Source organism: Leisingera sp. ABD4_442 (genome assembly GCF_056160905.1).
Window position 1 is genome coordinate 97,755 of sequence record NZ_JBSWYB010000007.1, and the last position, 24,404, is coordinate 122,158.

Sequence of the window (24,404 nt, forward strand, 5' to 3'; positions counted from 1 at the left end):
CTGCTCTTCTTCTTACTCTTCCGGCTGCTCAGGCTGGTCTTGCTGCCAGCGGCCGTGAAGCTCTGCCATGATCTCCTCTGCGTTGGCATCGAACCAGGTGTCGAAACCGGGCGCGTCCTTGGCGGAGATCGTGAGGGTGATGCCCTTTGCGGTGGTTTTGATCCCGGCCACCTCAGCACCGTTGCTGCCGGGCAGGGCGCGGGTTGCCGCCGGGGCAGGGGCGGGTTTGGGGTCTTGCGGCACGCCTTGGGCATGTTTCAAAACCGCCTCGAACCGCCCGTCGGAGTTAAACATCGTAAAGTCAGGCCGGTTTGTCCTGATGACCGCCCGGGACCGTGCGGCGGGATCGTCGAACAGCTTGACCAGCATCATCCAGCGGTCGCGGCCAATGCCGGGGGCTGAACCGATCGTCCGCAGGAAGGGCAAATCAAAGGCGGTGCCGACCTTGAGCATCCGCGACACCATCGGCAGGTCGATCGACAGCGCGGCGGCAATTGTCTGCCGTCCATAGCCATCCGCCTGCAGCTGCGCCGCAAAGGCCGCCTTTTCGATAAAGCTGAGATCCTGGCGCGAGGTGTTTTCCTGGCCCTGGGCCATCACCAGCGCGTGGTCGTCCAGCTGCCGCACCATCGCCTTGACCGGCAGCCCCAGTTCGCGCAGCGCCTTCAGGCGGCGGCGGCCGTAGACGATTTCGAACCGTCCTGGCGTCTTGGGGTGCGGCCGCAGCAGCACCGGAACCTGCTGGCCGTAGGTCTGCAGGCTGTCCTTCAGCTGGTTGAACGCTACCCCGTCCATGCCCAGGCGGTCCTCATAGCCCGCGTCGTCGATCAGCGCGGTGTCGATTTCCTGCACCGCGCTTTCCTGCAGCTTGCTGAGCGAGGATTGCAGCGCCCCGACCGCACCGCGCGGCATCATCTTGGGTTTCGGCCCCGGAGCGGCTGCTGCGGGGCTGTTCAGGGCTGTGCTGAGAATACCTTTGCGTGCCATCAACGCCTCCATGATTGTTGCAGGAGGGATTCTATTTCATCGTTAACTTGATTCAGTGAATCCACCGCACGGTCGTAGGTTGACCTGTGAAACTGGGATCTTTCGACCTCATAGACCGTTTGCTGAGTCAGCCCGGCGTCGGAAATCGCAGTGGATTTCAGCATCGGGGCAACCATGACTTCCTCGCCGAACAACTGCCGCATGAATGCAACCACCTGTTGCTGTGGACCGTCGTTCGGCTCGTACCGGTTGATCAGAAAGCGCAGGAAATCGAACTCCAGCGCGGCGCCCGCGTTGGACACGACATCCAGCAGTTCGGCTGACATCTGCAGGAACTGCGACATCGACGCGATGTCGAGCATGTTTGGCACCACGGTGATGATCACACCGGTCGAGGCGCAGAGCGCCGACATCGTCAGATAGCCCAGCTGCGGCGGGCAGTCGAAGATGATCACGTCGTAATCCTTCTCGACCTCCTCCAGCGCGGCGGCCATGCGGGCAAAGAAGGCGGGCTGCACGTTGTTGATCAGCGCCTGCGGGGTTTCATGCTCGAATTCCTGCAGGATCAGCCCGCCCGGCGCCAGGTCCAGGCCGGTGAAATAAGTCTGTTGGATGATCTGGCGCAGGGGCAGGGGGTCGTCATAGCGGATTGCGTCATAAATCGTCCCTGTTTCGAGGAAATCGACCTCTGGACGGTAGCCGAAAAGCGTCGTCAGCGATGCCTGCGGGTCAATATCCACAGCCAGCACCCGGTAGCCCTTCAGGGCCAGCCGCTGCGCGGTGTGAATGGACGAGGTGGTCTTGCCCGATCCGCCCTTGAAGTTCAGGAAGGACAGCACCTGCACCTTGTCGCCCTCGCGGCGGCCGCGCAGGTAAGTGCCGGGCGTTTTGGCTGAGGCATCCAGGATCTTGCGCATTTCCAGCAGATCAGCCGCGGAATAGTGGCGCCGGCCGCCCGGCGTGGTGTGCACCTCGGGGAATTTACCGTCAAAATGCAGCTTGCGCAGGAAGCTGGGCGAGATCCCCAGCATTTCTGCCGCTTCGCCGGCGCTGAACAGACGCAATTCCTTCCTTGCGTCCGGCGCAAAATTTGCCAGCATGTGGCTTTCTAGGGCCGCACTGAGGTTCTCCGCATTCTCGCGGATTCGCTGATTGATGTGGAGTGCTACTGCCAACTGCTGCCCTCTCGATAGTAACGCTGTTTTGCGTCAGCGCTTTATTTATCGTTTCTATACGCAATGCGAACGCAGTTGTGCAATAGATTCCTTCAGTTACAGGTTGCAAGCCCGGTGTCCAGATTGGCGCCATGTTCCGGTAAAAGGCTTCAAATTCATCTTAATCATCTGGAAATAAACAAAAATCCTGGCTGCGGCATTGGATGCCGCATCTGTGGATAATTTTTCTGCCAGTGTGCAGGATGCGAAAGCAGCAGCCGCGCAGCGAGTCGCACAGGGTCAGAGTTTTCCGGGAAATTCGCCTGTTTAGGCTCTGTTCCGCGGTTTCGCTGTTCCCAGCCGGATCCAGCGTTCGCAGTATCACCGTCCCCCAAGACGGTTCCAGCAAACGGAGTGTCGGTTTCTGCAAGCGGATTTCGGAATCCTGCACGTCAAACCGCGCCATCGCCGTCAAACTCTCCGCCAAAGGAGAACACTGCCATGACTGAGCAAGCCACCGCGACCCGCTCGCGTTCCGGCGGCCGCCACGCCCGCCGCGCCCTGCGCACTGCGCCGAAGTTTGACATGCTGCCCGGCCTCACCCGCAATATCCCGCTGTGCGAGGTGATGGACGGTGCCCAAGTCGAAAAGATCGACAATGCCTCGATGGACATTTTGGAGAACGTCGGCGTCCAGTTCCGCGACCCCATTGCGCTGGAAGACTGGAAACGCGCGGGCGCCAAGGTTGTTGGCGAGTTGGTCTATCTGGACCGCGGGCTGGTGCGCGAGCTGATCAAGACCATCCCCAGCGATTTCACCTACCACGCGCGGGACCCGAAAAAGAACGTGCGCCTGGGTGGCAAGCATTCGATCTTTGTGCCGATGACCGGCGCGCCCTTCCTGCGCGACCTGGAGGACGTGCGCCGCAACCCGATGCTGGAAGATCTGGCGATGTTCCACAAGCTGGCGCATATGATGCCGGCCCTGCATTCCTCGGCGCACCATATCGTCGAACCTTACGACCATCCGATCAGCCAGCGGCACCTGCGGATCACCTACTCGTCGATGAAATACTCGGACAAGACGTTCATGGGCATGACCACCAGCCCCAAGAACGCCGAGGACGTGATGGACATGTGCGCCATCCTGTTCGGTGAAGACTTCATCATGAACAACCCCGTCACCACCGGCAACTGCAACGGCAACTCGCCGCTGGTCTGGGATGAGACCATGCTCGGCGCCATGCGCGCTTTCGGCAAGCGCCGGCAGCCGGTGCTGTGCTCACCCTTTGTTCTGGGCGGCGCCAACACGCCGGCCTCGGTTGCCGCGTCGGTTGCGCAGCTGAATGCTGAGGCATTGTCGGCTCTGGCCTATACCCAGGTTTGCAACCCGGGCACCCCGGCGATTTACGGCCACTACCTGTCGACCGTCAGCATGAAATCCGGCGCCCCGATGGCGGGCACGCCTGAGATCAGCCTGATGAACTTCATGATCGGCCAGATGGCGCGCTATTACGATGTGCCGTGGCGGACCTCCAACACCCTGGGCGGTGCTAAGACGTTCGACGCGCAGGCGGGGTACGAATCCGCAACCACCCTGTCGGCCGTCATGCACGCGGGCGCCAACTATATCTGGCACTCGGCGGGCTGGAACGAGGCGGGTATGCACTGCTCGGTCGCGAAATTCATCGTCGACGCCGAGCAATGCGCGATGGCCTACCGGATGGCGGAAGGCCCGAAATGGGACGATTTCGATCAGGCCCTTGCCGCGGTGCCGGACGTTGGCCCCGGCGGCCACTACCTGGGCCACCCGCACACCCAGGAGAACTTCCAGCAGGCGTTCTTCATGCCGGACATGTTCGACAACAACTCAATCGAGCAGTGGCAGGCCGAAGGAGGTGTCGAAATCACCGAGCGCGCCCTGAAACACGCCAAGAAACTGCTGGCCGAGTATCAGGAGCCCAAGCTGGACGAGGCCAAGAACGAAGAACTGCTGGACTATATCGCCCGCCGTGAGCGTGAAATTCCCGCCGCGGACGAGCTGAACCAGGATTACTGATCCCACCCTCCTCCCCTGACTGACCCGCCCTGCAAAGGGCGGGTTTTTTTATGTCGGTTGGGGCCAGGGCAGGGGTCGGATTCCTGCAAGTCCGGTGTAGAGCGATCGCTCTACCGTATCCCCATGACTGAAACACAGCACAGAATTGCCGAGAGCCTGGACCGCCAGTTTGCCGAGATGGGGTTTGCTACCCAGGGCGTTGAGGCCCTGCGCGCGGGCGCCGATGTCTCGCTCAGAACGCTCTACAAGTACTTTCCCAGCCGCGAAGCGATGGTGGTCGGTGCACTGGCCTACCGCGACCAGGCCTATGGCGACTGGATCGCAGGCGGACCGGGGCAGGGGGCTGAACATGTGCTTTATCCGCTCAAGCGCCTTGGTGAATGGCTGGAGCAGGTGTCCAGCACCGGCTGCCTGTTTCTGAATGCGCTTGCCGCCTATCCGGACAGTGACGCGATCCGCCAGGCGGTCGAGGACCACAAGACCCGGCTTCAGGCACAATTCCGCACCCGTCTGCTGGACGCGGCGCCGGGTTGCGATGCCGAGGGTCTCTCGGCCGCGCTGTTCCTGCTGCACGAAGGGCTGACCGAGGCGGCCCGGTTCCACGGACCGCACGCCGCCGCTGCTACTGCCCTCAGCAGCGGCAAAACTATTCTGCTGGCGGCAGGGATCGACTGACACAGCCAGCCCCCTCACTCCAACACGGGAAACAACCATGAAAATCGCAGAAATCCACATCTATCAGCATGATCTGCCGGTCAAGAACGGCCCCTACACGATGGCCAACGCTGAGGTCTGGGCGCTTGATACCACGCTGGTGAAACTGGTGGCGGACAACGGCCAGGTCGGCTGGGGTGAAACCTGCCCTGTCGGCCCGACCTACGCGGAATCCCACGCCGGAGGCGCCCGTGCGGCGCTGATCGCGATGGCCGAAGGGCTGATCGGCACCGAGGTGGCCCCGGTGACCCTGCACCGGCGCATGGATGGGCTGCTTACCGGCCACAACTACGCCAAGGCCGCCATCGACATCGCCGCCCATGACCTTCTGGGCAAGCATCTGGGCGTCAGCGTCTCAACCCTTTTGGGCGCCGCCGCCACGGACCGGGTGCCATCCTACTACGCCACCGGCGTTGGCGCCCCCGACGACATTGCGCGCCTCGCCGCCGAGAAACTGGCCGAGGGCTATCCCCGCCTGCAGGTTAAGGTCGGCGGCCGTCCGGTGGAGCTGGACATCGAGACCATCCGCAAGGTCTGGGAGAAGGTCCGCGGCTCCGGCATGAAGCTGGCGGTGGACGGCAACCGCGGCTGGACCACCCGCGATGCCCTGCGCGTCAGCCGCGAATGCCCGGACATTCCGTTCATCATGGAACAGCCCTGCAACACGCTGGAAGACTTGCAGAAAATCCGCCCGCAGATCAGCCATGGCCTCTACATGGATGAAAACAGCACCAGCCTGAACACGGTGATCACCGCGGCGGGCACCGGGCTGGTCGACGGTTTCGGCATGAAAGTCACCCGCATCGGCGGGCTGCAGCCCATGCGCGCCTTCCGCGACATCTGCGAAGCCCGCAACCTGCCCCACACCTGCGACGACAGCTGGGGCGGTGACATCATCGCCGCCGCCTGCACCCATATGGGCGCCACCGTGAAGCCTGGCAATCTGGAGGGCGTCTGGCTGGCTGCCCCTTACATCGAGGGCAACTATGACGCCGAAAACGGTATCCGCATCGAAGGCGGCCACATCGCGTTGCCGCAGGGCCCGGGCCTGGGCATCACCCCGGACGAAAGCCTGTTCGGCACCCCGGTTGCATCCTTCTGAGGGAGAAGAGATCCATGGAATTCCAAGAAAAATGCGCGCTGGTCACCGGCGCGGCGGGTGGCATCGGCGCCTCCATTGTCCAGCGTCTGCGCGCCGCCGGTGCCAAGGTGGCGGTCGCTGACCGCGACACCAGCGGCATAGAGGCCGAGGCGCATCTGCCCGGCGACCTGCTGGACGCGGATTATGCCAACATGCTGCCGCAAGCAGCTGCCGAGGCGCTTGGCGGGCTGGATATTGTCATCAATAACGCCGGTGTCATCACCCGCGGCCCGGTGACAGACACCTCGGACGCCGACTGGGACCTGTCGATGGGGGTGAATGTTCAGGCTCCCTTCCGCATCTGCCGCGCCGCGATCCCGCTGATGGCTGAAACCGGCGGCGGTGCCATCGTCAACACCGCGTCGTGCTGGGGCGGCAAGGCGCCGGGGCCGAACCACGCGCTTTACTGCATGACCAAGGCGGCGATTGCCTCGCTGACCCAATGCATGGGGATGGACCACGCCCATCAGGGCATCCGCATCAACGCGGTCTGCCCGAATGAGGTGAACACGCCGATGCTGCGCACAGGGTTCGCCAAACGCGGCTTTGACCCGGACAGCGCGGTTGCGGAGCTGGGCAAGACCGTGCCCCTGGGCCGCATTGCCCAGCCGGAAGACATCGCTGATGTGGTCATGTTCCTGGCCTCGGACGCCGCCCGCTATATGTGCGGCGCGCTGGTGGAGGTGAACGGCGGGAAACCGGTGTCATGAACCGGTTTGACGGCAAGGTGGCACTTGTCACCGGCGGCCGCAGCGGCATCGGCCAGGCCATTGCCCGCCGTCTGCGCGGCGAAGGGGCACGGGTTTTCACTGCGCAGCGCGGAGAGGATGCCGAGTTCGAGGCAATCGCCGCCGATTTCACCGATCCGGACAGCCCGGCGCAGGTGGTGGCAGAGGCCGTCAGCCGGGCAGGGCGCCTGGATGTGCTGGTCAACAATGCCGGCATGATGCAGGAGGCCGGTGTCGAGGAGATGTCCCTCGCCGACTGGCAGCGCAATCTGACGGTGAACCTGACGGCACCTTTCCTGATGATCCAGGCGGCGCTGCCGCACCTTCGCAAGACCAAGGGCAGCATCGTCAACACCGGCTCCATCGAAGGCCTGGGCAGCAACCCCGGCCATGCCGCCTATTGCGCTTCCAAGGCGGGCCTGCATGGCCTCTCCCGCGCGGTGGCGGTGGACCACGGCCATGAGGGCATCCGCTGCAACGCGGTGGCGCCGGGCTGGATCGACACCGAGCTGAACATGGATTTCATCGAAAGTATGCCCAACCCGGAGGCCTTCCGCCGCGAAATAGGCCGCATCCACCCGGTTGCCCGCACCGGCAAGCCGGAGGAAGTGGCAGCTTTGGTTGCTTTCCTGGCCTCTGAGGATGCCGGTTTCATCACTGGCCAAGTCTACACGGTGGACGGCGGCCGCATGGCCAAGCTGAGCCTGCCTTGAACAAAGAAACGGGCCTCAAAGGCCCGGATCCCCTGTTCATCTGGCTGAAAATATCCCGGGGGAGGCCGCAGGCCGGGGGCAGAGCCCCCACTGCCCTCTATTCCTTGCCGGACCGCCATTCCTTCCACATCAGATAGGTATTTGCGCCCAATGAGGCAAAAGGTTCCAGCGGCAGCCTGGGCGGTTCGGGCTGGGCCAGGAAATGGCTGGCAATCTCCGATCCCCCTTGCAGAACCAGTTCCGCAATGCCCATGCCCTGCAAGGTGCCGCGGGCAATGCCGAGGCCGTTCTGGCAGCAGGCGGAATAGACGCCCTGGTCCAGCTCACCGAAAGCTGCCGAGCCGTTGCGGCTGAGGCACAGCATCCCGGCCCAGCGGTGCTCCATCTGCACGCCTTCCAGATGCGGAAACCGTTCCCTGAACTTGCGGTCATGCACCCAGCCCGCGTTGCGCAGGCGCATTTCGCTGGTCTCGATGGTGGGGTGGAAGCTGGAACAGGTGCGCACCAGGATCCGGTCGCCGTAAGAGCCTGAAATCCGCCGCACAGAGGTGCCCATCGGGTCCGCGGGAGTAACTGACCAGCGGGCCTCGCCACCCAGGCGCTGGACCTGTTCCGGTGTCAGCCGTTCGGTCATCGAGGCATAGAGGCAGATGTGCATCAGGCGGCGCTGGTAGAAGCCGAAACTTTCCAAATGGCCGTTGTTGGCCAGGATGATCGAACCGGTGGTGACGCGCCCCTTAAGGCTTTTCACCAGCCATCCGTTACCCTGTTTTTCAAACCCAATAACCGGGGAGTTTTCAAACACGCTGATCCGGCCCGCCAGATGCGCCGACAGGGTCCGGATATAGGCGGCGGGCTGAATCATCACCGTGCCCGGTGCATAAAGGCCGGAAGTGTAGTGCGGGCTGCCGGTCAGCTCTTGCATTTCGGCCTGCGAATAGAGCGTATGCGGCTCTCCCAGCCGCTCCAGATGGGCGGCGAAATCGCGGTTGTGCTTGTCGCCCGCGCGGGTGGCGGCGGCGTTGATCTTGCCTGCGGGATCGAACATCTCCTGCGGCAGGGCGCAGTCTTCGGCGATACTGGCGGCAAAACGGATTGCCTGCCGGTTCAAGGCAATCGCTGCCTTGTCTGCCTCCAGCCCTGTGCCTGCGTAATTGTCTGAGGCCAGATCATGCGGCAGGTCGATCATGAAGCCGGAATTGCGCCCGGCAGAGCTTTCGGCAAAGGGTCCTGCCTCCAGCAATGCGATCTTCAACGAAGGGTCCAGCTGGTGCAGGCGGCGGGCTGCCGACAAGCCCGCAAATCCGCCGCCGATGATGGTCACATCAGCGGTCAGATCTTGGTCCAGCACCGGCAGCGCGTCCTGCGGCGGCAGGATGGCATTCCATCCCGCCGCGCCGGTCTGCCGGGGCAGGCGTCTGGCAGTGTAGGCGGTCAATCCACGGCCTCGTCTGCGTCATCGGCCAGGTCGATCCAGATGGTTTTAAGCTGGGTGTACTGGTCGTGGGCATGGACAGAGTTGTCACGGCCGCCAAAGCCCGACTGCTTGAAACCGCCGAACGGGGTCGAAATGTCGCCCTCACCGAAGCTGTTCACGGTCACCGTGCCGGCCCGCAGTTGGCGTGCCCCGCGGATGGCGCGTTTGGCATTGGCGGTGAAGATGGAGGCGCAGAGCCCGTATTCGGTGTCGTTGCCGACCTGGATTGCCTCGTCAAAGCCGGAGACCTCGATCACCGACAGCACCGGGCCAAAGATCTCTTCACGCGCCAGCAGCGCGTTGTTGTCTTCGACCTCAACCACGGTGGCCTCGACAAATCCCGCCTCGGCCTTGCCGCCGATCACCACGTTTTCGGCCTTCTCCAGATAAGAGCAGACTTTGGTGTAATGGCCTTCGCTGACCAGCGCGCCCATGCGGGTTTCCGGGTGCAGCGGGTCGCCGATGTTCCACTGCTTGGCGTGGTGAGCGATACGCTCCAGCAGTTCCGCCTTGACGTCCTTATGCACGATCAGGCGGGACGAAGCCGAGCAGTTCTCGCCCATGTTCCAAAACGCGCCATTGACCAGATGCTGGGCCACGCGGTCCAGGTTCTCGGCGTCGTCCATCACGATGGCGGGATTCTTGCCGCCCATCTCCAGCACCACTTCCTTGGCGTTGCTTTCCGCCGAATAGGTCAGGAACTTCTTGCCGGTCACGGTGGAGCCGGTGAAGGAGACCATGTCGATATCCATGTGGCGGCCAATCGGCTCTCCCACCTCGCCGCCGCCGCCGGGCAGGATGTTCAGCACGCCTGCCGGGACGCCTGCCTCAGCCGCCAGTTCCGCAACCCGCAGGGCGGTCAGGGTGGTTTCCTTGGCGGGTTTCACCACCAAGGAGCAGCCCGCCGCCAGCGCCGGGCCGATCTTCCAGGCCAGCATCAGCAGCGGGAAGTTCCAGGGTAGCACCAGGCCAACCACGCCGATGGGCTCGCGCACCACCATGGCGATGTGATCGTCAGACGCCGGCGCTACCTGGTCATAGATCTTGTCGATGGCCTCTGCGTGCCATTTCAGGCAGTGGATGGTCTCCGGCACATCGACGGTTTCGCAGTCATAGATGGTCTTGCCGCTGTCGAGGCTCTCCATCACCGCCAACTCGCGGGCGTTGCGGGTCATCAGCTTGCACAGGCGGATCAGCACGTCCTTGCGCTCGGACGGGTGCAATTTCGACCAGCGGCCGTCGTCAAAGGACTCGCGCGCCTTTTCGACCGCAAAATCGACGTCCTCGGCACCGCAGGCCGCAATATCCGCCAGCTTCTCACCGGTGGCCGGGTTCAGGGTCTCAAACGTCTTGCCCGAGGCCGCGGGGCAGAATTTGCCGTCGATGAAGGCCGCTGTCGGCAGGTCCAGGCCGGATGCGATGGATTTATATTCGTCATGAGTAAGCAAAGTCATGGATCAGCCCTCCGCCTCGATGTCTGCAATTTTCTGTTTCAGCACGCGCACGACCTGTTCCAGCGCACGTTTGTCGTCCTTGTTCAGGCCGGTCAGCGGCGCCCGCATGGCGCCCGCGTCAAAGCCGTTCATGGTGACGCCGTGCTTGATGGTCTGGATGAACTTGCCGCCCTGTTCCAAGACCCGCATCAAGGGCAGCATCGCCGACATGATCCGGCGGCCCTTGGAGAAGTTGCCTTCGATCACGCAGGCGTTGTACAGCGCCACATGTTCCTTCGGCAGGAAGTTGGAGCCGCCGCAGACCCAGAAGGGCGCGCCCCAGGCAAAGAACTCCAGCGCCTGGTCGTCCATGCCGCAGCCCAGCTGGATGTGCGGATAATCCCGCGCCAGCAGATGCACCCGGTTGATATCGCCGGAGCTTTCCTTGATGCCGCAGAAGTTGCGCGAGCGGCAAACGCGGTCCAGGAACTCCTCGCCCATCATGGTGCCGGTGCGGTGCGGGTAGTTATACAGCATCACCGGCAGATCGGCCGCCTTGTCGATGGCCAGCGCATTCAGCGCGTTTTCGCGGTCGGTCGGAACCGAATAGGCGGGGCTCGCAAGCAGGATGCTTTCTGCGCCCAGCTTGGCGGCGCCTTCGGCCAGCGCGATGGAATCGGGCGTGCGCATGGCGCCGGTGCCGACAACCAGCGGCAGCTTGCTGTGCTCGCGGGTGAACCGCGCCAGCTCCAGCCGTTCCTCAACGGTCTGGGCATAGTTCTCGCCGGTCGAGCCGCCGGAGATCAGGCCGTGCACGCCGCTCTCGATCAGATAGTCGATCACTTGGGCCAGGGCGTCCCAGTTGACGCTGCCGTCCTCGTGATAGGGCGTCACCACGGGGGTGTAGATCCCTTCAAACTTGAAAATAGGGGTCATCTGCGTCCTCATGCAGGGGTTTTACGCGCCACCGTCCCAAGCGGCAGGTCAAGCCCGGCGGGCATGACAAACAGCTCGATCTGATCGCGCGACAGGTTCCAATGGTCGATCGCCAGCTGCCCCGCCGCCGCCTCGTCGCCGGCCTCGATGGCGGCGATGATGGCGTCGTGCTGGGAGCTGGCCTCGCCCAGGTTCTCCGCCATCTGGCGGTCCTGGGGGCGGTAGAAGGTCATGCCGATGCGGGCATGATCGATCAGCAGGCGCTGAAAGGACGGGGCGAGATAGATGTTGTCGGCCATCTCGCCGGTGATCTCGTGAAAACGGTTGTTGGCCATCGCCCGGTCGGCGCCCGAGCCGGTGCGCAGCGCCGCCTTGAAGGCCTCCTGCGCCTCCTTCAGCTCGGCAATCTGCGCCTCGGTCGCGTTTTTGGCCGCCAGCTGCAGCACCGCGCCGTACATCATCGGCGCCGCCAGGAAGAAGTCCCGCAAAGTCATATGCGACATCTCGCTGACCCGCGCCCCGCGGTTTTCCCGCAGATCGACATAGCCCTCGCCCGCCAATTGCCGCAGCACTTCGCGCAGCGGCGTGCGGGACAACTCGAACTCTTCCGACAGCTTTGATTCGTCGAGATCGGCGCCCGGCCGCAAGGCAAGCGTCATGATGGCCGTTTTCAGATGGCCATAAAGCTCTGCCTTTCTGCGTTTGGACGCGTCCTTCATTCCAGTCTCCATCGTTGCGTTTGAACCTGTCCGGGCAGGATGACCCGGCTGTTCAGCTTCGGCAACCACATTGCTCATTTTGTGTTAGGAGAAAATACAATTTGTGTACAGAGAAAAAATATGCAGTATGCACGAAATGTTTTCGGAGGAGGGGAACAGGTGACGACCCATACGGAAGACGCCGTGATCGACTGCCGCAATTTGTGGAAGATCTTTGGCCGCCGCGCAGATGAGGCAATGAAAGCCGTTAAGGAACAGGGGCTTGGAAAGCTGGAAGTGCGCGACCGCTTCGACTGCGTCGTTGGGGTGCAGGACGCGAGTTTCACCGTCGGCCGCGGCGAGATCTTCTGCATCATGGGCCTGTCCGGCTCCGGCAAATCGACCTTGATTCGCCATGTGAACCGGCTGATCGAGCCGACCTCCGGCCAGTTGTTCATCGAAGGCCAGGACGTCAACAAGCTGTCCGCGAAGGATTTGCGCGAAGTGCGGGCCGAGAAAATCGGCATGGTGTTCCAGAACATGGCGCTGATGCCGCACCGCACTGTGCTGGATAACGTCTCCTTCAGCCAGGAGGTGCGCGGCCACGATCCCAAGGAACGCCGCGAAAACGCGATGCGCGCCATTGATGCCGTGGACCTCAACGGCTGGGACCAGAAATACCCGGATGAACTGTCGGGCGGAATGCAGCAGCGCGTCGGCCTGGCCCGTGCCATTGCCGCCGATCCCTCGATCCTGCTGATGGACGAACCCTTCTCGGCGCTTGATCCGCTGATCCGCCGCCAGTTGCAGGACAAGTTCATGTCGCTGTCGGCAGAGATGAAGAAGACCACCCTGTTCATCACCCACGACCTGGACGAGGCGATCCGCATCGGTGACCGCATCGCCATCATGAAGGATGGCGCCCTGGTGCAGGTTGGCACGCCAGAGGACATCGTGACCAACCCCGCAGACGATTATGTCGCCGACTTTGTCGCCGGCATCTCCAAGCTAGAGCTGATCTCGGCGGCCAAGATCATGACACCTGTCGAGCAGTATGAGCAGAGCAACGGCCCGGCAAATGTGGACAGCTGGCCCGAGGCGCATCCGGACCATTCGCTGGACGATCTGGTGAACCTCTCCATCGCCACCCAGCACCCGGTGGTGGTCAAGGCCGACGGCAAACCCATCGGCATCGTCACCAAGAACGCCTTGCTGCGCGGCATCCAGGGCGATGTCGAAGACGCAGCCAGCCTCAAGCACTAAGGAGCGGGACCCATGGCAGACAAAGAATTCAGCATCCTGGACCCGTTTTCCTCGATTGATCTTGGGCTGGCGGAATCGGCGGACGGCGTGAAGCAATGGGCGATTGCCAACCGCGGCATCATCCAGCCGATCAAGAAGTTCTTTAACGAGATGATCGTCGGCATCGACACTGCGCTCAATGCAGTGCCGCCGATGATCATGCTGGCGATCCTGATCCTGATCGCCTGGCAGGCCGCGGGCCGCCGGGTGGCGATCCTGGTCGGCGTGGCGATGTTTGCGCTTGGCTTCCTGTCGCCCAACGCCTGGGGGCTGGCGATGACCACGCTGGCGATTGTGGTTTCGGCGGTGATCCTCTGTTTTATCATCGGTCTGCCGCTGGGGATCCTGGCGGGCAAGAACGACCGGTTTGAGACCGCCATGCGGCCGGTGCTCGACACCATGCAAACCATCCCAGCCTTTGTTTACCTTGTGCCGGTGGTGATGCTGATTGGCATCGGCAATGTCTCTGGCGTCATTGTGACGATCATCTTCGCGCTGCCGCCGCTGATCCGCCTGACCTCGCTGGGCATCCGCGGCGTGAACCCTTCAGTCGTCGAGGCCGCCCGTGCATTCGGCGCCAACCCCCGCCAGATCCTGTTCAAGGTCGAGCTGCCGCTGGCGACCCCCACCATCCTGGCCGGCGTCAACCAGACCATCATGCTGTCGCTGTCGATGGTGGTGATTGCCTCGATGATCTCGGTCAAGGGGCTGGGCAACGAGGTGCTGCGCGCCATGGGCCGGCTGGATGCGGGCAAGGCGCTGGTCGGCGGCCTTGGCATCGTGATCCTGGCTATCGTGCTGGACCGCATTACCCAGGGCATGGGCCAATCGGGCCGCGAACGCGGCCACCGCCACTGGTGGCAGGGCGGCCCCGTCGGCGCAGTGCTGCGCCTGGCGGGCAAGGCCTGACGGGCAAGACCGGACTTTCAATTTCATCTGAACACCTAAGGGAGGACACATATATGTTCAGAAAAACCGCACTGGCTGCGCTGGCAGCCTCGACTATGCTGGCAGGCGCGGCGTTTGCTGCAGACAACCCCGGCGAAGGCGTCACCGTGCGCCCGGTGATCCAGCCGACCGTCGAGGAGTTCTTCCAGGCGCGCATCGTGTTCCAGGCGCTTCGCGACCTCGGCTATGACGTGGCAGAGCCGGAAGAAGTGCTGGCCCAGACCATGCACCTGGCCCTCGGCACCGGCGACGCGGATTTCACCACCGCCTCCTGGAACAAGCTGCATGACAACTTCTTTCAGGAATCCGGCGGCGACGACGTGCTGGAGAAGGTGGGCCACCTGATCGACGGCGCACTGCAGGGCTATCTGGTGAACAAGGCAGCCTATGATGCCGGCGTGCAGAACCTGGGCGACCTCAAGGACCCGGCAAAGGCCGCCATGTTCGACGCCGATGGCGACGGCAAGGCCGATCTGGCCGGCTGCGTGCCCGGCTGGGGCTGCGAGCGCGTGATCGAACATCAGCTGACCGAGTTCGGCCTGCGCGACACCGTGAATCACAACCAGGGTGAATATAACGCCATCATCGCCGACACCATCGCCCGCAACGCAGGCGGCGAAAACGTTCTGTACTACACCTGGACGCCTTACTGGGTCTCCGGCGCACTGGTGCCGGGTGAGGACGTGGAATTCCTGGCCGTGCCCTATTCCTCGCTGCCCGATGGCGCCACCGCGGAGACCACCTTCAACGGCAAGGACCTGGGTTTTGCGGTGGACAGCATCCGCATCGTCGCCACCGATGAGTTTCTGGACGCCAACCCGGCAGCTGCAAAACTGTTCGAAGTGGCGCAGATCAACATCAACGACATCTCCATCCAGAACAAGAAGGTGGCGGATGGCGAGGACAGCTCGGAAGACATCGACCGCCATGTGGCCGAATGGATCGACGCCAACCGCGCCGCCTATGACGGATGGCTGGACGCGGCCCGCGCTGCAGCCAAGTAATAGGGGATAGACCCGACTCACTGGACTGCGCGGGGCTTTCTCCGCGCAGTCCGTTTCATTTCTGGGGCAAACCATGACCAAGACACAGCATTTTGCCTTTCTCCTGGTGGAGGAATTCTCCCATCTCGCCTTCTCCTGCGCGGTGGAGCCCTTGCGCATCGCCAATCTGGTCAGCGGCAAGGATCTGTATGATTGGTCCTTCGGATCGGAAAACGGCGAGACCGCAGTCTGTTCCAACGGCTCGGTGACCCTGGTGCACTACGGCTTTGACGCGATCCCGAAATGCGACCAGCTGTTTGCACTGTCGGGCATCCACATGCGCAATCATGTGACCAAACCCCTGCTGGCCGCTTTGCGCCGTGAAAAGGCGCGCGGCATTTCGGTTGGTGCGCTGTGCTCCGGCGCCTGGGTGCTGGCGGAGGCCGGATTTCTGAAAGGCATGCAGGCGGCGATCCACTGGGAATACCACGACAGCTTCATGGAGGCGTTTCCGGAGGTGAACCTAGTGCGCAGCGTCTTCGTGGCGGACGAAAAACACATGACCGCCTCTGGCGGCACGGCCACGGCCGACCTGATGCTGCACCTGATTGAGCGCGACCACGGCTATGACCTGGCCGTCGCGGTGGCCGATCAGATGGTCTATAACGCGGTGCGCAATGCAACCGCTGAACAGAAGGTCTCGCTGCAATCGCGCAACGGCATGCGCAACACCCATCTGGCCCGCGCTATCCAGATGATGCACGACCACATCAGCGATCCGGTCTCTCCCACGGTGATTGCCGACGACATCGGTATCTCCACCCGCCAGCTGGAGCGGCTGTTCGGCAAATACCTGAACACTTCGCCCAAGAAGTATTTTATGGAAATGCGGCTGGAGCGCGCCCGCAACCTGCTGATCCAGACCGAATCCTCGGTGACAGAGGTGGCGCTGGCCTGCGGTTTCGACAGCCCGGGCCATTTCTCCCGCGTTTACCGCGCTGCCTTCAACGTGACGCCGATGCTGCAGCGCGGCCGGATCAGCTGAGGCCGCCGGAAACCGGCGCGGTTTCCGGCCATGAAAAATCGATTTTTCATGGCCGTTTTCATTGCATGAAAACGGCGGGCGCCCGGTGCAATCTCTGCTGGCTTTCAAAGCTGTATTTCCCATATTGAAATGAAGCCCGTTCATCCCAGCCACAGGCCAGGAGCCGCCAATGTCCCGCCGCCATTACAACCTGCCGCCACTCACCACCTTGGCTGCCTTTGAGGCCGCGGCCCGGCATCTGAGCTTCAAGAACGCGGCACAGGAGCTGTCGGTGACCCCAGGTGCAGTCAGCCACCAGGTCAAGGCGCTGGAGGCGGAGCTGCAGGCGCCGCTGTTTCAGCGCAAGCACCGCGGGGTTGAGCTGACAGAGGAGGGCGAGGCGCTGTTTGAAACCCTGGCCTCCTCGTTTTCCAAGATTTCGCTCAGCCTCAAGACCATACGCGACCGCCGCACCGGCGGTACCGTCACGATCGGCTCCACCTCCGCCGTTGCGTCGCTGTGGCTGTCGCCCTCAGTGGTACGGTTCTGGGGCAGGCACCCGGATGTGAACGTCAATCAGATCGTTAACGACCGGCCCCTGCGCAGCATGCCGGATGTGGACTTTTACATTCGCTATGGGCGCGAGCGGGATACCAGGCTGGAACAGGCTGAGCTTTACCGCGATCACCTGGTGCCAGTTGGGAACGCGGAGCTGGCAGACAGGCTGACCGGCTGCGCTCTGGAGGAATTGGCGCAGCAGCGGCTTTTGCATCTGGAGTCGGACGATAGAAGCTGGACCACCTGGGCCGACTGGTTTTTGCAGCTGGGTTATGACGGGCCCATCGCGCCGGGGGTGCGGGTGAACAACTATTCGGTGGCGCTGCAGGCGGCGCAGGACGGGGTGGGTCTGGCGCTGGGGTGGCAGCGGCTGCTGACACCCTTGCTGACCACTGGCCAGCTGGTGCCGATCGGGCCGCATGTTCTGGCCGCACCTCATGGCTTCCACCTGGTGGGCCGTCCGGACGCGGAATTGTCGGAAACCGCCCGTTTGCTTCGCAATTGGGTGATTGACGAGGTCCGTCAGGGGTCGGGTGAGCTCAGCTAATCTCAGCGTGAAAATTCCTGATATTGAGTGAATCTGCCGTCTCCCTTCAATGGCGCAAAATCCGCACATCTTTTTCCTGCCTTGGAGAGACCCAGATGAACAAGCATGACACGCTTGCCCCGGTTATGGCTCCGGTCAACGTCGCAAACGGCCTGCCGAACGCCCATTACATCGACCCCGCCGTTTTTGCCGAAGAGAAACGCTCGGTTCTGTTCAAGAACTGGTCCGGCATCGGCTTTGGCAAGGACGTGCCGGAGCCGGGCTATGCCAAACCGGTGGATTTCCTCGGCATGCCGCTGTTGATCGTGCGCGACAAGGACGGCGAGATCGGCGTTTTCCAGAACACCTGCCGCCACCGCGGCATGATCCTGGTCGAGAAGGCCGGCAAGATCCGCGGCGCCATCCGCTGCGCCTATCACAGCTGGTGTTATGGCCTCGACGGCCGCCTGGTCTCCACCCCGCATGTGGGCGGCCCCGGCAACAACAAGCATGAAGACATCAAGCTGGACGAGCTGGGCCTGGTGCGCATCCGTTCCTACGTCTGGCGCGACGTGGTCTTTGTGAACGTCGACGGCACTGCACCCGAATTCGAAGAAGCCCACGCCACCCTGCTGGAGCGCTGGAAGGAATTTGAAACCCCGGTGCATCACGGCGGCGAAGGCTCCGGCTTCAAGCTGGAAGTCAAAACCAACTGGAAGCTGGCGGTTGAAAACTACTGCGAAAGCTACCACCTGCCGTGGGTGCACCCGGGGCTGAACAGCTATTCCCGCCTGGAAGACCACTACAACATCGAAGTGCCGGGCCACTACTCCGGCCAGGGCACTCTGGTCTACCGCCAGCTGAAGGGCGAAAACGGCGAGCTGTTCCCGGATTTCGAAGGCCTCAGCAGCAAGTGGGACGAGGGCGGCGAATATGTGGCCGTCTACCCGAACGTCCTGCTGGGTGTTCAGCGCGACCACGCCTTTGCGATCATCCTGGAGCCGGTTGATACCGAAAACACCGTCGAGCATATCGAACTCTACTATTCCAAATCTTCCGACGACACGCCGGAGCTGGAAGATCTGCGCACCGAGAACGCCAAGCTGTGGAAGACCGTGTTCGAGGAAGACGTCTTTGTGGTCGAAGGCATGCAGAAGGGCCGCCACGGCGAGCTGTTCGACGGCGGCCGGTTCTCCCCGGCGATGGACGGCCCGACCCACAATTTCCACGCCTGGGTGGCCGATCAGGTGACCAAGGGCCGCGAGGCATGAGTTCTTTTCTGAACGGCGGGCTGGCCAGGAACTTCCTGGCCGGCAAATGGGTCGAAGGCGACGGCGGCAGCCGCATGGCTGTCGAAGATCCCGGTAATGCCGAACACGTGGCAGACTGCGCACTGGCAGGCGAGGAAACCCTGGCGAAAGCGCTGGAAGCGGCGCGGGCGAGTTTCGAGCGCGGCGACCTGGCTGCGATGCAGCCCTCTAAGCGCGGCCAGCTGATGCAGCGCATCGCCGCTGAAATCCGCGGCATCGCCGAAGAAGGCGCTGAGCTGTTGTGCCGCGAAAGCGGCAAGAGCCTCAGCGCTGCGCATGATGAATTCGAGGAAGCCGCGCAGTATTTCGAATACTACGGCGGCATGGCTGACAAGATCGAAGGCAAGTCGATCCCGCTCGGCCCCGATTACGCTGATTACACCGTTTATGAGCCCTATGGCGTCTCCGCCCAGATCGTGCCGTGGAACTTCCCGGTGTCGATTGCCGCGCGTTCGCTGGCACCGGCCATGGCGGCTGGCAACTCCGTGATCATCAAATCGCCGGAGCTGGATCCGATGGCGCTGGCGATGCTTGGCGTCGCACTGGAACGCGCGGATGTCCCTGCGGGAACAGTCTCCATTTTGAACGGTATCGGTGCAGACCTCGGCGCGCGGCTGGTGGAAAGCTCCGCCGTCGATCAGATCGTGTTCACCGGCTCGGTCCCGACCGGCCAGGCGATCCTGCGCGCGGCTGCCAACCCGGTGACGCCCGCGCTGATGGAGCTGGGCGGCAAATCGGCAGCGGTGGCCTTTGAGGACACCAACCTCGACACGCTGATGTCCTCCTTGCAAAGCGGCATCTTCTATAATGCGGGCCAGGTCTGCTCTGCCATGTCGCGAGTGCTGGTGCATCGCTCGATCTATGACGAGGCCGTCGAACGCGCCGCCGCGCTGGCAAACGGCCTCAGCGTTGGGCATGGCTTGGAAAACCCCGGCCTCACGCCGGTGATTTCGGCCAAGCAACTTGACGGCATCGAAACCCTGACCGCCACCGCCCGCCAAAGCGGCGCCCGCGCGGCTTCGGGCGGCGCCCGGCTGGAGCGGGAGGGCTATTTCATGGCTCCCACAATTCTGGCCGATGTGGAACCTGCGTCCCGCGTCGCACAGGAGGAGATCTTTGGCCCCGTCACCTGCTTCACACCCTTCGACACCGAAGCCGAGGCAATCGCCATGGCCAACGGCACCGAGTTCGGGCTGGTCGCCGGCGTCTTCACCCGCGATCTGGCGCGGGCACATCGCGTGGCGAACCGTTTGCGCGCCGGGCAGGTCTTTGTGAACGAATGGTTCGCGGGCGGCATCTCCACCCCGTTCGGCGGGGTCGGAAAATCCGGTTTCGGCCGTGAAAAGGGGCTGGAAGCGCTTTATAATTATGTGCGCACCAAGAACATCGCGATCTCGCTGAAGGGCTGAGCCATGGACCGCGACGACCTCGACCGCGCGCTGCTCAAGGCGCATGAGGACAACGACCACACCGTGCTGGTCCGGCTCTACACGCTGGCCGGTGACCGGGCCGAGGAAGCAGGCGACATCGACGCCGCCTGTTTCTTCCTGACCCATGCCTTTGTCTTTGCGCTGGAGGCCGGGCTGCCGGAAGCCAAAAAGCTGAACCGCCGCCTGGCGGCGCGGGGCCGGGCGCATCCGCTGGAGCTCTGATACATGTTTCAGGCTGCTGCCCCCGCAAGGGCAGCGGCCTGTTTTGGCCGGCAGGGGAGGGCCGGCCAATCTATTTTCCAAAGGGAGAGGCAATCATGATCCCCAATAAAATGGCGGCGGTCCTGCTGACTGGCCATGGCGGTATCGAGAAACTGGACTACCGCACGGACGTCGATGTGCCGCAGCCCGGCCCAGGCGAGGTGCTGATCCGCGTCGCGGCGGCCGGCATCAACAACACCGACATCAACACCCGCATCGGCTGGTACTCCAAGGCGGTGGATGCCGACACCAACGCGGGCGGCGCCACCGGATTTGACAGCGTCAACGACGACGACGCCAGCTGGTCTGGCAAACCGCTGGAGTTTCCCCGCATTCAAGGCGCGGATGCCTGCGGCCATATTGCAGCCGTGGGGGAAGGGGTCGATCCTGCCCGCATCGGCGAGCGGGTCTTGGTGCGCAACATGCTGCGGACTTACGTCGATTACCGCCCCTATGAATGCTGGACCTTCGGCAGCGAATGCGACGGCGGCTTTGCCCAGTTCGCAGTGGCACCTGCGCGCGAAACCCACGCGGTGAATTGCGACTGGTCCGACGCGGAGCTGGCCTCGATCCCCTGCGCCTATTCCACGGCTGAAAACATGCTGCACCGGGTTGGCTTGGGGGCTGAGACCGTGCTGATCTCCGGTGCCTCCGGCGGCGTCGGCTCTGCCGCCGTGCAACTGGCGAAACGCCGCGGCGCCACCGTGATTGCGCTGTCCTCTGCCGCCAAGGCGGATGAGGTTCTGGCGCTTGGCGCCGACCGGGTTGTCGATCGCAACGCCGATCTGGTCAAGGAACTGGGCGAAGGCTCCATCGACGTGGTGGTCGATCTGGTGGCGGGTCCGCAGTGGCCGTCTTTTCTGGACGTGTTGCGCCGAGGCGGGCGTTACACCACCGCTGGCGCCATCGCCGGTCCGATTTCCGAGATCGACGTGCGCACGCTCTATCTGAAGGATCTGACCCTGATGGGCTGCACCTTCCAAGAGGATGAGGTTTTCGCCAATCTGGTCTCCTACATCGAGGCGGGCGAAATCCGCCCGCTGGTCGCCAAGACCTATCCGCTGAGCGAGATTGCGACCGCGCAGGAGGATTTCCTGAGCAAGGCCCACACCGGCAAGCTGGTGCTGATGATCCCGGACGTGGCGCCATGAAGATCAAGAAGATCGAGCTGTATCAACTGGACCTGCCGTACTCGGGCGGCGTCTACATGCTGTCGGGCGGTCGGGAGTACCGCAGCTTTGATGCGTCCTTCGTGCGCATCACCACGGATACGGGGCTGGAAGGCTGGGGCGAGAGCACGCCGTTCGGCTCCACCTATATCGCCTCCCATGCCCTGGGCGCGCGCGCCGGGATTGCCGAGATTGCGCCCTACCTGCTGGGCCGCGACCCGCGGCAGATGGACCGCATCAACGAGGCGATGGATGAGGCGCTGCTGGGCCACAACCATGCCAAATCGGCCATCGACCTCGCCTGCTGGGATCTGTTCGGCAAGTCAGTGAATATGCCGGTTTGCGAACTTCTGGGCGGCTCCACCGGCAAACGCCTGCCGGTGATCTCATCAATCTATGCGGGCAGCCCGGAAGACATGCGCGCCCGCGTCGCGCAGCACCGGGAGATGGGGTATCTGGGCCATTCGGTGAAGATCGGCGCGCTGGACAGCGAAGGCGGCCCGGCGCTGGACGCCGAGCGCATCCGTGCGTCGCTGGCCGACCGCCAGCCGGGCGAGTTCTTCCTGGTCGATGCCAATGGCGGGCTGACGCCGGAAACTGCGCTCAGGATGCTGCGGATGCTGCCGGAGGGGCTGGATTTTGTGCTGGAGGCGCCCTGCAAGACCTGGCGCGAGACCCTATCGCTGCGCAAGCGCTGCACTGTGCCGATCATCCTGGATGAGCTGGTGCAGCAGGATGAGGACATCGCCCTGATGCTGGCGGAGGACGTGGCCGATGGCATCGGCCTCAAGATCTCCAAGGCGGGCGGGCTGACCCATGGGCGGCGGCACCGGGACATGTGCCTGGCGGCGGGTGCGACGGTCAGCGTGCAGGATACGGTGGGGTCCGTGGTGGCGTTCTCTGCCATCGCCCATTTGGGCACCACGGTGCCGGAGCGGTCTTTGCGCTGCATTCTGGACTGCCGCGATATGGTGACGCTGCAAACGGCGGAATTCGATGCGCCTGTTCAGGACGGCGGCGTGCTGGTGCCGGACGCGCCGGGGCTGGGGATCACTGTCGACCGGGACCTGATGGGCGCGCCGCAGGCGGTCTGGGAAGCATGACAGCATCGTAAAATGCGGCAGCTGCCGCGAATCATATTCCCAGCGTCGCAAACGTTAGCGCCATCAAACTGACTCGCCCCGGCAGACCCAGGTTTGCCGGGGTGTTTTGTCCACAGGCCGGAGCTTTGGTTGCCGGTTCCGCGGGCTGGATCTGACGTATTAACAGCCCCCGGATGCGGCATTCTGGCTTAGAAGCTGCGATCACGGAGGAATTTACCCGGGAGGCGGGGCGGCGCCCTTGCCATTCGGCGGCAAATTTGATTCGAGTGCGCCCGATCAAACAGGGCCGGACCCGGCTGGTAAAGAGTCAAAAGCGACCGCTGACCCGCGTTTTCTTTGTCTCCGCCGCCGGAAACAGATAAGAACCGCCACGGGAATCGGCCTCGGAAGGACGTAGCGCAAACATGAAAACATTTAACTTGAGGAAGGGGCTGGATCTGCCGGTGACAGGCGCACCGGAACAGGTCATTCACCCTGGCCCGGCCATCACTTCGGTGGCGGTGCTGGGCCCCGACTATCTGGGTCTGAAACCCCGTATGCTGGTGCAGGAAGGCGAGGAGGTCGAACGCGGCACTCCGCTGTTCTGCCACAAAGATGCCGAGGCCGCGATGATGGTGGCGCCGATGACCGGCAAGGTCGTGGCGATCAACCGCGGCGCCCGCCGGGTGCTGCAAAGCGTGGTGATCGCGGTATCTGATGCCGAAGACAGGGGCATCGACTTCTCCGCCACCGGCAATGCCGATACTGCCGAAGGGCTGACCGAGAAGCTGTGCGCGGCCGGTCTGTGGACCTCTTTCCGCACACGTCCCTATTCCAAGATGCCGGTGCCGGGCTCCAAGCCGGGCGCGATTTTTGTCACCGCGATGGACAGCGAGCCGCTGGCCGCCGATGCCGCGCTGATCATCAACGACGCTGCTGAGGCGTTCGAGGCCGGCCTGAAGGCGCTGACGCTGCTGACCGAGGGCACCACCTACCTGTGCCAGAAGACTGGCGACAGCATTCCGGGCGCGAACCTTGCGGGCGTTGAGGCGGCTGCTTTCTCCGGCCCGCACCCCTCCGGGCTGGCTGGCACCCACATCCACTTCCTGAACCCGGTGCGCGCCGAGGATCAGGTCTGGACGATTTCCTATCAGGATGTGATCGCCATTGGCCGTCTGCTGCAGACCGGCCACCTGGACCCGTCCGTTGTGGTTGCGCTGGGTGGTCCCGCTGCGCGGTCGCCGCGGCTGGTTCGGACCGTGATGGGCGCCTCCACCGATGAGCTGACCCGCGGCGAGATTTCCGAAGACGGCCCCGTCCGTGTGATCTCTGGTTCGATCCTGTCGGGCCGCCAGGCGGCTGGCCCGGTTGCTTACCTCGGCCGGTTTGCACGTCAGGTTGCCCTCATCAAGGAAGACCGCGAGCAGATCCCGCTGGGCTGGATCCGCCCGATGGGCAGCAAATACGCGGTTCAGCCGGTGCTGGGCTCGGCCCTGACCAGCAAGCTGTTCGGCCTGACCAGCAACCTGAACGGCGGCCGCCGTGCGATGGTGCCCACAGGCACCTTTGAGCAGCTGATGCCGCAGGACTATCTGCCGACGCAACTGCTGCGCGCGCTGCTGGTCAAGGACACCGACACCGCACAGGCACTGGGAGCGCTGGAGCTGGACGAAGAGGACATGGGCCTCGTCGGCTTTGCCTGCCCGGCCAAGTACGAATACGGGCTGGCGCTGCGCGACTGCCTGGCCAAGATTGAAAAGGAGGGCTGAGCC

At 63.3% G+C, this 24,404-nt stretch carries 22 protein-coding genes; 16 read left to right on the forward strand and 6 right to left on the reverse strand.

Annotated features, from left to right (window positions below):
* Positions 1 to 12: 12 nt before the first annotated feature.
* Together repB and repA are read right to left on the reverse strand one after the other, a co-directional pair.
* Positions 13 to 987 (reverse strand): plasmid partitioning protein RepB, encoded by a 975-nt coding sequence (gene repB / locus ACXAHG_RS08200; RefSeq protein ID WP_475039064.1) that lies wholly within the window; start codon positions 985 to 987, stop codon positions 13 to 15.
* Positions 987 to 2,162, reverse strand: a complete 1,176-nt coding sequence (repA, locus tag ACXAHG_RS08205) for a plasmid partitioning protein RepA (protein ID WP_475039063.1) — start codon at positions 2,160 to 2,162, stop codon at positions 987 to 989. Before repA ends, repB begins: the two co-directional genes overlap by 1 nt.
* 480 nt (positions 2,163 to 2,642) lie before the next feature.
* Between repA and ACXAHG_RS08210 the strand changes: the two genes are divergently transcribed.
* From ACXAHG_RS08210 to ACXAHG_RS08230, 5 genes are all read left to right on the forward strand, one after another.
* Entirely contained in the window at positions 2,643 to 4,199 is a 1,557-nt protein-coding gene (locus ACXAHG_RS08210; protein WP_475056761.1) for a trimethylamine methyltransferase family protein, read from the forward strand.
* 123 nt (positions 4,200 to 4,322) lie between these two features.
* Positions 4,323 to 4,874, forward strand: a complete 552-nt coding sequence (locus ACXAHG_RS08215; RefSeq protein ID WP_475056762.1) for a TetR/AcrR family transcriptional regulator — start codon at positions 4,323 to 4,325, stop codon at positions 4,872 to 4,874.
* Between the two features lie 37 nt (positions 4,875 to 4,911).
* Entirely contained in the window at positions 4,912 to 6,015 is a 1,104-nt protein-coding gene (locus ACXAHG_RS08220; RefSeq protein WP_475056764.1) for a mandelate racemase/muconate lactonizing enzyme family protein, read from the forward strand.
* Between the two features lie 14 nt (positions 6,016 to 6,029).
* On the forward strand, positions 6,030 to 6,764 hold the full coding sequence (locus tag ACXAHG_RS08225) for an SDR family NAD(P)-dependent oxidoreductase (protein ID WP_475039057.1): 735 nt from the start codon (positions 6,030 to 6,032) through the stop codon (positions 6,762 to 6,764).
* Entirely contained in the window at positions 6,761 to 7,495 is a 735-nt protein-coding gene (locus ACXAHG_RS08230; protein WP_475039056.1) for an SDR family NAD(P)-dependent oxidoreductase, read from the forward strand. Before ACXAHG_RS08225 ends, ACXAHG_RS08230 begins: the two co-directional genes overlap by 4 nt.
* A 97-nt stretch (positions 7,496 to 7,592) precedes the next feature.
* Here ACXAHG_RS08230 and ACXAHG_RS08235 read toward each other — a convergent pair whose 3' ends face one another.
* The 4 genes from ACXAHG_RS08235 to ACXAHG_RS08250 are packed head-to-tail and all read right to left on the reverse strand — an operon-like array spanning position 7,593 to position 12,060.
* Positions 7,593 to 8,933, reverse strand: a complete 1,341-nt coding sequence (locus ACXAHG_RS08235; RefSeq protein WP_475056765.1) for an NAD(P)/FAD-dependent oxidoreductase — start codon at positions 8,931 to 8,933, stop codon at positions 7,593 to 7,595.
* On the reverse strand, positions 8,930 to 10,426 hold the full coding sequence (locus ACXAHG_RS08240; RefSeq protein ID WP_475056766.1) for an aldehyde dehydrogenase: 1,497 nt from the start codon (positions 10,424 to 10,426) through the stop codon (positions 8,930 to 8,932). Before ACXAHG_RS08240 ends, ACXAHG_RS08235 begins: the two co-directional genes overlap by 4 nt.
* A gap of 3 nt (positions 10,427 to 10,429) precedes the next feature.
* Positions 10,430 to 11,341, reverse strand: coding sequence for a dihydrodipicolinate synthase family protein (locus ACXAHG_RS08245; protein ID WP_475056768.1), 912 nt, complete (start codon positions 11,339 to 11,341; stop codon positions 10,430 to 10,432).
* 8 nt (positions 11,342 to 11,349) lie between these two features.
* Positions 11,350 to 12,060, reverse strand: coding sequence for a GntR family transcriptional regulator (locus ACXAHG_RS08250; protein ID WP_475039051.1), 711 nt, complete (start codon positions 12,058 to 12,060; stop codon positions 11,350 to 11,352).
* A 159-nt stretch (positions 12,061 to 12,219) separates the two neighbouring features.
* Here ACXAHG_RS08250 and ACXAHG_RS08255 point away from each other — a divergent pair, with 159 nt between their 5' ends.
* The 11 genes from ACXAHG_RS08255 (at position 12,220) to ACXAHG_RS08305 (ending at position 24,401) form a co-directional block, all read left to right on the forward strand.
* Positions 12,220 to 13,302: a quaternary amine ABC transporter ATP-binding protein gene (locus tag ACXAHG_RS08255; protein ID WP_475056769.1), complete on the forward strand. Its 1,083-nt coding sequence runs from the start codon at positions 12,220 to 12,222 to the stop codon at positions 13,300 to 13,302.
* A gap of 12 nt (positions 13,303 to 13,314) precedes the next feature.
* The gene (locus ACXAHG_RS08260; protein WP_475056770.1) at positions 13,315 to 14,250 is read left to right on the forward strand and encodes an ABC transporter permease; all 936 of its coding nucleotides are present in this window, start codon (positions 13,315 to 13,317) and stop codon (positions 14,248 to 14,250) included.
* 53 nt (positions 14,251 to 14,303) lie between these two features.
* Complete coding sequence (gene proX, locus ACXAHG_RS08265; protein WP_475056771.1) at positions 14,304 to 15,293, forward strand: glycine betaine/L-proline ABC transporter substrate-binding protein ProX; 990 nt, start codon at positions 14,304 to 14,306, stop codon at positions 15,291 to 15,293.
* Between the two features lie 73 nt (positions 15,294 to 15,366).
* The gene (locus ACXAHG_RS08270; RefSeq protein ID WP_475039046.1) at positions 15,367 to 16,317 is read left to right on the forward strand and encodes a GlxA family transcriptional regulator; all 951 of its coding nucleotides are present in this window, start codon (positions 15,367 to 15,369) and stop codon (positions 16,315 to 16,317) included.
* Positions 16,318 to 16,486: 169 nt separating this feature from the next.
* Positions 16,487 to 17,401, forward strand: a complete 915-nt coding sequence (locus ACXAHG_RS08275) for a LysR substrate-binding domain-containing protein (protein ID WP_475056773.1) — start codon at positions 16,487 to 16,489, stop codon at positions 17,399 to 17,401.
* Between the two features lie 95 nt (positions 17,402 to 17,496).
* On the forward strand, positions 17,497 to 18,651 hold the full coding sequence (locus tag ACXAHG_RS08280; RefSeq protein ID WP_475039043.1) for an aromatic ring-hydroxylating oxygenase subunit alpha: 1,155 nt from the start codon (positions 17,497 to 17,499) through the stop codon (positions 18,649 to 18,651).
* Positions 18,648 to 20,099, forward strand: a complete 1,452-nt coding sequence (locus tag ACXAHG_RS08285) for an aldehyde dehydrogenase family protein (protein ID WP_475056775.1) — start codon at positions 18,648 to 18,650, stop codon at positions 20,097 to 20,099. The genes ACXAHG_RS08280 and ACXAHG_RS08285 overlap by 4 nt, the downstream gene beginning before the upstream one ends.
* Before the next feature lie 3 nt (positions 20,100 to 20,102).
* Entirely contained in the window at positions 20,103 to 20,342 is a 240-nt protein-coding gene (locus ACXAHG_RS08290) for a hypothetical protein (protein WP_475056776.1), read from the forward strand.
* Positions 20,343 to 20,437: 95 nt separating this feature from the next.
* Positions 20,438 to 21,532, forward strand: coding sequence for an alcohol dehydrogenase family protein (locus tag ACXAHG_RS08295; protein ID WP_475039040.1), 1,095 nt, complete (start codon positions 20,438 to 20,440; stop codon positions 21,530 to 21,532).
* Positions 21,529 to 22,653: a mandelate racemase/muconate lactonizing enzyme family protein gene (locus ACXAHG_RS08300; protein WP_475056777.1), complete on the forward strand. Its 1,125-nt coding sequence runs from the start codon at positions 21,529 to 21,531 to the stop codon at positions 22,651 to 22,653. The genes ACXAHG_RS08295 and ACXAHG_RS08300 overlap by 4 nt, the downstream gene beginning before the upstream one ends.
* 404 nt (positions 22,654 to 23,057) lie before the next feature.
* The gene (locus tag ACXAHG_RS08305) at positions 23,058 to 24,401 is read left to right on the forward strand and encodes a Na(+)-translocating NADH-quinone reductase subunit A (protein ID WP_475039037.1); all 1,344 of its coding nucleotides are present in this window, start codon (positions 23,058 to 23,060) and stop codon (positions 24,399 to 24,401) included.
* Positions 24,402 to 24,404 lie beyond the last annotated feature (3 nt).

Coding starts and splice junctions, on each gene's coding strand:
- ACXAHG_RS08245 (WP_475056768.1), bottom strand. CDS start 11,341: ATGACCCCTATTTTCAAGTTTGAAGGGATCTACACCCCCGTGGTGACG.
- ACXAHG_RS08230 (WP_475039056.1), top strand. CDS start 6,761: ATGAACCGGTTTGACGGCAAGGTGGCACTTGTCACCGGCGGCCGCAGC.
- ACXAHG_RS08295 (WP_475039040.1), top strand. CDS start 20,438: ATGATCCCCAATAAAATGGCGGCGGTCCTGCTGACTGGCCATGGCGGT.
- ACXAHG_RS08300 (WP_475056777.1), top strand. CDS start 21,529: ATGAAGATCAAGAAGATCGAGCTGTATCAACTGGACCTGCCGTACTCG.
- ACXAHG_RS08215 (WP_475056762.1), top strand. CDS start 4,323: ATGACTGAAACACAGCACAGAATTGCCGAGAGCCTGGACCGCCAGTTT.
- repB (WP_475039064.1), bottom strand. CDS start 987: ATGGCACGCAAAGGTATTCTCAGCACAGCCCTGAACAGCCCCGCAGCA.
- proX (WP_475056771.1), top strand. CDS start 14,304: ATGTTCAGAAAAACCGCACTGGCTGCGCTGGCAGCCTCGACTATGCTG.
- ACXAHG_RS08260 (WP_475056770.1), top strand. CDS start 13,315: ATGGCAGACAAAGAATTCAGCATCCTGGACCCGTTTTCCTCGATTGAT.
- ACXAHG_RS08220 (WP_475056764.1), top strand. CDS start 4,912: ATGAAAATCGCAGAAATCCACATCTATCAGCATGATCTGCCGGTCAAG.
- ACXAHG_RS08285 (WP_475056775.1), top strand. CDS start 18,648: ATGAGTTCTTTTCTGAACGGCGGGCTGGCCAGGAACTTCCTGGCCGGC.
- ACXAHG_RS08210 (WP_475056761.1), top strand. CDS start 2,643: ATGACTGAGCAAGCCACCGCGACCCGCTCGCGTTCCGGCGGCCGCCAC.
- ACXAHG_RS08250 (WP_475039051.1), bottom strand. CDS start 12,060: ATGAAGGACGCGTCCAAACGCAGAAAGGCAGAGCTTTATGGCCATCTG.
- ACXAHG_RS08240 (WP_475056766.1), bottom strand. CDS start 10,426: ATGACTTTGCTTACTCATGACGAATATAAATCCATCGCATCCGGCCTG.
- ACXAHG_RS08305 (WP_475039037.1), top strand. CDS start 23,058: ATGAAAACATTTAACTTGAGGAAGGGGCTGGATCTGCCGGTGACAGGC.
- ACXAHG_RS08280 (WP_475039043.1), top strand. CDS start 17,497: ATGAACAAGCATGACACGCTTGCCCCGGTTATGGCTCCGGTCAACGTC.
- ACXAHG_RS08270 (WP_475039046.1), top strand. CDS start 15,367: ATGACCAAGACACAGCATTTTGCCTTTCTCCTGGTGGAGGAATTCTCC.
- ACXAHG_RS08225 (WP_475039057.1), top strand. CDS start 6,030: ATGGAATTCCAAGAAAAATGCGCGCTGGTCACCGGCGCGGCGGGTGGC.
- ACXAHG_RS08275 (WP_475056773.1), top strand. CDS start 16,487: ATGTCCCGCCGCCATTACAACCTGCCGCCACTCACCACCTTGGCTGCC.
- ACXAHG_RS08290 (WP_475056776.1), top strand. CDS start 20,103: ATGGACCGCGACGACCTCGACCGCGCGCTGCTCAAGGCGCATGAGGAC.